This window comes from Betaproteobacteria bacterium, assembly GCA_009377585.1.
In the GTDB taxonomy this organism is placed as follows: Bacteria; Pseudomonadota; Gammaproteobacteria; order Burkholderiales; family WYBJ01; genus WYBJ01.
In genome coordinates this window covers 16,354-20,604 of record WHTS01000109.1, presented here as the reverse complement: position 1 = coordinate 20,604, position 4,251 = coordinate 16,354, and the positions used below count along the sequence as shown (strand labels likewise).

Annotated in this window: 5 protein-coding genes; 1 reads left to right on the top strand and 4 read right to left on the bottom strand. The window is 60.8% G+C overall.

Features of this window, described 5'->3' with window-relative positions; translation table 11 throughout:
• Window positions 1-52: 52 nt before the first annotated feature.
• Together GEV05_24600 and GEV05_24595 are read right to left on the bottom strand one after the other, a co-directional pair.
• Window positions 53-436, bottom strand: a complete 384-nt coding sequence (locus GEV05_24600; GenBank protein ID MPZ46508.1) for a hypothetical protein — start codon at window positions 434-436, stop codon at window positions 53-55.
• A gap of 11 nt (window positions 437-447) precedes the next feature.
• On the bottom strand, window positions 448-1,050 hold the full coding sequence (locus tag GEV05_24595) for a hypothetical protein (GenBank protein ID MPZ46507.1): 603 nt from the start codon (window positions 1,048-1,050) through the stop codon (window positions 448-450).
• 212 nt (window positions 1,051-1,262) lie between these two features.
• Between GEV05_24595 and GEV05_24590 the strand changes: the two genes are divergently transcribed.
• Window positions 1,263-2,210: a chromate resistance protein gene (locus tag GEV05_24590; GenBank protein ID MPZ46506.1), complete on the top strand. Its 948-nt coding sequence runs from the start codon at window positions 1,263-1,265 to the stop codon at window positions 2,208-2,210.
• Between the two features lie 357 nt (window positions 2,211-2,567).
• Here the strand turns inward: GEV05_24590 and GEV05_24585 are convergent, their stop codons facing one another.
• The gene (locus tag GEV05_24585) at window positions 2,568-2,912 is read right to left on the bottom strand and encodes a copper-binding protein (GenBank protein ID MPZ46505.1); all 345 of its coding nucleotides are present in this window, start codon (window positions 2,910-2,912) and stop codon (window positions 2,568-2,570) included.
• Window positions 2,913-2,958: 46 nt separating this feature from the next.
• The coding region (locus GEV05_24580; protein MPZ46504.1) for a CusA/CzcA family heavy metal efflux RND transporter at window positions 2,959-4,251 on the bottom strand (1,293 nt) is incomplete at its 5' end.

Here is a 4,251-nt window from a genome sequence, read left to right as displayed (position 1 = left end):
GGGGCGGCAGTGGATAGGGGTAAGCTGGTAACGCATGTGAGCCTCCATGAAGTCAGACATTGAGTGAAAGGCGGAAGCCCGCGGCCTGTCCGAGGACCCGCCAATGGACAGCGACGGGCCGCTGCGAGCGTCCTGCAGCGCCTTGCCTCAAATCGAAACAATCGCTTCGCCTTCGCTCGCTCTCGAGGACGTTATGCCGGGCGGTTACCTGGTTCGATTGCGCGTGCGCGCCGCTGCGGGTGATCGCGCGGGTGGCAAGCGCATGGTGCACTTTTCCGAGTGCGCCGTATTGCTCGATCAGATTGGTCACGAGCACGCTGGCCGTCGGCAACGACGGCTCGTTCTGCCGCTTGTTGTTTTTGTCGGCGCCGACGCCCGACGTGCCACGGCTAGCGACGGAGGGATAGGTGGCGCCCGAAACGACTCGGTCGTTCATATCACGCACCTTCACTCCGCGCTTCGCGCCAATGTCTCGCTGCACGACCCGCGCAGGTGGAAGAACTGGGCCACCTTCTGGCCGACTCGCAATGACCGGTCGATTCGCCACAGAGAGCCATGAACGTCGCTGAAGGCGATGTAATCGCCGTCCTCGGCGGAATAGACGAGTCTCGAGAAACCGACGTCCTTGTTGTGATCGGCATCCAGAGCGAGCTCGAAGGCACTGACCTTCAGCGTTCTTGGATCTACCCGCCACAGGACAGCTACGACATTGCTCGTGATCACGGCTTCGCCGTCGGGCCCGACGGCGAGATCCGGCGGGCAGGCGTCCGGCTGGTCGACCCACTGCCAGCCCGGAATGCTGATCTCCACCAGCTCTTCGGTGTCGTGGTGATAGAGGAAAACGCCGTCGCTCTTGAGAATCCAGGAGCGATTGCGGACGACGTCATTGCGCTGGCGGCCGCTATCCGAAGGATCCAGCAGCGAAGCCTCGGCGGTGAGGCGCGGCGGCGACGACGCGACGGGCGCGTCGCAACCGGCCACTCCAACCATCGAGACGAGCAGCAGCGCGGCGAGAGCTTGCGAAGAAGTGAAAACGATTCCGTTGCTCATACACACCTACTCCATTCCCGAAGGAAATCGGAGCAGCGCTTGAGACGGAATCGTCTTTTGGGACCGGGTGCCTGCGTTAAGAACCCGGCTAGTCTCGACTACATACCGACGAAGACTACGAATGTGCGAACGATATAACTAAGATGTGATAATGTCAACAACAAGATACAGCTGGCCCAGTCGACCGAAACCCGCTCCGTTTTAAGTACGATATGTTCATCGCATTGATGATCAGCCTGCCCACCGGAAACTCCACCCTGCGCATGCGCCTGTGGCGGGCATTGAAGGAGACGGGATGTAGCGTCCTTCGTGACGGCGTATACGTCCTGCCTGCCACTGCGCCACAGGCGGCCGCACTTGCGGAAGTGGAGTCATCAGTGAGAGCAGCCGGCGGGTTCGCGATGACTGCAGAATTGAACGTCAAGTCGGTTGCTCAAATAGATGACGTACGCAAGCTATTCGATCGCAGCGAGGAATACGGTGTGCTCGTCGGACGCATCGGGGCTGCCAGAACGAGTTTGCGCCGCCTAGGCAAGCGGAAGGCCGAGACGCTAGCGCAGCGCCTACACCAGGCGTTTGAAGAGCTGGCTGCAATCGACTTTTACCCCGGCCAAGCCAACCTCCAGGCGAAGGACGCGCTGGAAACACTCGATCGCGAGAGACAACGGCTGTATACGGACGGCGAACCCCGTGCGGCGCTAGGAACCGTGCGCCGACTGGATCCGACAAGGTTCCGCAATCGCGTCTGGGTCACCCGCAAGAATCCCTGGGTAGACCGACTGGCGAGCGCCTGGCTAATTCGCCGCTTCATCGACCCGAAAGCGCGTTTTAAATGGATCGAACGCCCGAAGGAGCGTCCGAAAGGCGCCGTTGGCTTCGATTTCGACGGCGCGGACTTTACTCACATCGGCAACCGAGTGACGTTCGAGGTCCTGCTGTCGAGCTTTGGGCTCGAGGACGACCTGGCGCTCGGTCAAATTGCGGCGATCGTTCATTTTCTCGATGTCGGCGGCATCCCCATCGAGGACGCCAAGGGGCTGGAGCTGGTCCTGAAGGGCATGCGTGAAAGCGGCACGCATGATGGTGAATTGGCCCTCGCAACAGCCGGGCTGTTCGATCATGTATATACCGCATACGGGGGCGGGAAAGCCGTCGCGTAGGTTGTTATGGGTCGTAAGCAGCCAGGAATTCTTTGTAGACTGGCTGAATCACCACTTTCACGTGCACATCTCGCGCTCGTCAACGCATCAGATCGCGGATCCTCCCCGACGTGGCAGAAAAGGGAATTCCGACCGCGCTCGACAGTGCAGCCGTTGTTGGGTCCTCGAGGTCGAACAGTAAGGCCGCGGCAGTGCGCGCAGCGGGCAAGCATGACATGGGGGGCGTTCCGGGGCGCATCGGGGCAAAAAGCCCGCAAACATTGCCGGCCGCGCCTGTTGATCGCACACGAGTGAGTATGGCTGACTCCGCCGGCTGAGTCGCATGCAGAGCCACTGCGCCGGCATGCGCGATTGGCATTACTTGACGCTCGTGATCACACTCTCCTTGCCGCGCTGGTCGAACTCGAACTCGACCTTCTGGCCTTCACGGAGGTTGTTGAGCATGGTCTTGTCCTGGACCGCAAAAGCCATCGTCATAGCGGGCCAATTCATTGTCTTCACCGGATCGTGAGCAAGCGTGACCTTGCCTGCCTTGGCATCGACTTTCTTCACCACTCCAACCGCCTTGTGGACGGTATTGCCCTTGCCTGCCTGCTGCTCCATGCCCGTCATATCCATACTATCCATACTCTTCATTTCCTGGGCGAGAGTGGTAGCGGGAAGGGTGAGCGCGAGAATCGTTGTACAGACAAGAATCTTCATGGCGTTGCTCCTGTGGCAAAACAGCGAGTTGAAAAACCGAAGGTGCCTATACCGACCTGCCTTGGGGCTTGTCGCGAGACTTTCGCATCAATAGATAGGCGGCCGGAATGACGAACATGGACAGCAGCGGCGCAGTGATCATGCCTCCGACCATGGGCGCGGCAATACGCTGCATGATCTCGGAGCCGGTTCCGGAGCCCCACATGATGGGAAGCAGCCCCGCGATGATCACCGCCACGGTCATTGCTTTGGGTCGCACGCGCAGGACCGCGCCTTCGACGATCGCACGTGTGACCAGCTGCGAAGTGTAGGGTTCGCCCTCGTCGCCATGCTTCTCCAGCGCCTGCTTGAGGTAGAGCAGCATGATCACGCCGAACTCTGCCGCCACGCCACCGAGCGCAATGAAGCCCACTGCCGAGGCGACCGACATGTGATAGCCCAGCAGGTACATCAGCCAGAACCCGCCGACCAGCGCGAACGGCAACGTCACCATGATCAACGCTGCATCGGAGAAGCGCGCGAAGGTCATATAAAGCAGAACGAAAATGATGAGCAGGGTCGCCGGAACGACCACTTTCATCCTTTGCGTCGCTCGTTCCAGAAACTCGAACTGACCCGACCAGGAGAGTGAGTAGCCCGCCGGCAGCTTCACTTCCTTCGCGACGGCTGCTTGCATATCCCGGACGGCCGAGCTCAGATCACGCCCGTGAAGATCGACATATACCCAGCCCGAAAGGCGGGCGTTCTCGCTCTTGAGCATGGGCGGTCCGTCGGTGATCCGGATGGTGGCGACATCACCGAGCCGAATCTGGGCGCCGCGCTCTGTGAGCACCGGCAGATTGCGAATCTCCGCGACCGAGTCCCGGATCTCGCGCGGGTAACGAAGGTTGATGGGAAAGCGCTGCAGCCCTTCGACGGTCTCGCCGATGTTGTCGCCACCGATCGCCGCCGAGACGATGCTTTGCACGTCGGCGATGTTGAGGCCGTAGCGCGACGCCCGGTCGCGGTCGATCTTCACATCGATGTAGCGTCCGCCGATCAGGCGCTCGGCGAAAGCCGACGTTACGCCGGGCACATTCTTCACGACCCGCTCGACCTCGGCTGCGAGGCGATCGAGCTCCTTCAAGTCCGTTCCGGCGATCTTGACGCCGACGGGACTCTTGATGCCGGTGGCGAGCATATCGATGCGATTGCGGATCGGGGGCACCCAGATGTTGGAAAGACCAGGGACTTTCACGATGCGGTCGAGCTCTTCGACCAGCTTCTCCGGCGTCATGCCGGCGCGCCATTCCGCGCGGGGTTTGAACTGAATGGTCGTCTCGAACATCTCCAGCGGCGC

Excerpts from the sequence above, each read along its gene's own strand:
- GEV05_24590 (MPZ46506.1), top strand. The coding sequence starts at position 1,263 with ATGTTCATCGCATTGATGATCAGCCTGCCCACCGGAAACTCCACCCTG.
- GEV05_24595 (MPZ46507.1), bottom strand. The coding sequence starts at position 1,050 with ATGAGCAACGGAATCGTTTTCACTTCTTCGCAAGCTCTCGCCGCGCTG.
- GEV05_24600 (MPZ46508.1), bottom strand. The coding sequence starts at position 436 with ATGAACGACCGAGTCGTTTCGGGCGCCACCTATCCCTCCGTCGCTAGC.
- GEV05_24585 (MPZ46505.1), bottom strand. The coding sequence starts at position 2,912 with ATGAAGATTCTTGTCTGTACAACGATTCTCGCGCTCACCCTTCCCGCT.